A 1,012-nucleotide genomic window follows, 5' to 3' on the forward strand; every position below is an offset into this window, starting at 1 on the left:
GCCCCGGCATTGCGCCGGGGCGGTGGTGTGCGTGACGGTGCGTCTCAGTTGGCCAGACGCTGCAGGGTCTCCTGGAAGGAGACGGCGTTCCTGGGGGGCCGGTTGTGGGGCAGCTTGGCCAGAACGGCGGCCATGCCGCAGGTGTTGGTCACACCGGAGAAGACCAGTCCTGCCCCGACGGCTCCGGACAGCCAGTGCGCGGGCTGCCAGGCGAAGCCCGCCAGGAAGCCGATGACGACCAGAGAACCGGCGGCCAGGCGGACCTGTCGGTCCATGGGCCAGACGGCGCGGGCCCCGGCCGGGCGCTCGACTGGCTGGCCGGCCGCCGCCCAGGCGCTGGTGCCACCCTCCAGGGTGGCCGCCTCGATGCCCAGACCGGCCAGCTGAGCGCAGCCCTTGGCCGAGCGGGCCCCGGAAGCGCACACGATGAGCAGTGGTGCGCGGACCGCGGCGGCCTTCAGCGCGCCCGCAGCCTCATCCAGGCGGTCCAGGGGGACGTTGTGGGCGCCAGGGAGATGGCCGCTGGCGTACTCGCCGGGACTGCGGACGTCGACGACGGTGACCTCGCCGAGGCGGGCAGCGGCCTGGCCTGAGGTCAGGGCGGTGGGGGTGGTCACGGAACAATGCCTTTCGGTGGGTGGTTCCCTCCACGGTAAGATACCCGTGGGGGTATATGGAGGAGGATGTGTGGAACTCGACATGACGGCTGATGAGCTGAAGTCGGCGCTGAACCGGCTGCGGCGGGCGCAGGGCCAGCTTGCCGGGGTGATCAAGATGATCGAGGAGGGCCGGGACTGCGAAGACGTCATCACGCAGCTCGCCGCCGTCTCCCGTGCCCTGGACCGGGCCGGGTTCTCGATCATCGCGACGGGACTGCAGCAGTGCATGACCAGCGAGGATCCGGCGGTGCGGGACTCCGTGCAGATGCGGACCCGGCTGGAGAAGCTCTTCCTGTCGCTGGCCTGAAGCCCCCGTGGGGCCTGCTGCAGGCGCCCGGGACACCGGCGCCTGC

Annotated in this window: 2 protein-coding genes; one reads left to right on the forward strand and one right to left on the reverse strand. The window is 71.4% G+C overall.

Annotated features, from left to right (window positions below; translation table 11 throughout):
- Window positions 1–44 precede the first annotated feature (44 nt).
- Window positions 45–617, reverse strand: a complete 573-nt coding sequence (locus ABT085_RS46595; RefSeq protein ID WP_351623336.1) for a rhodanese-like domain-containing protein — start codon at window positions 615–617, stop codon at window positions 45–47.
- Window positions 618–687: 70 nt separating this feature from the next.
- Here ABT085_RS46595 and ABT085_RS46600 point away from each other — a divergent pair, with 70 nt between their 5' ends.
- Window positions 688–966: a metal-sensitive transcriptional regulator gene (locus ABT085_RS46600; protein WP_351623338.1), complete on the forward strand. Its 279-nt coding sequence runs from the start codon at window positions 688–690 to the stop codon at window positions 964–966.
- Window positions 967–1,012: the final 46 nt, after the last annotated feature.

Origin of the sequence: Streptomyces sp. NPDC002265 (assembly GCF_040296125.1) — a bacterium.
Classification (GTDB): Bacteria; Actinomycetota; Actinomycetes; order Streptomycetales; family Streptomycetaceae; genus Streptomyces.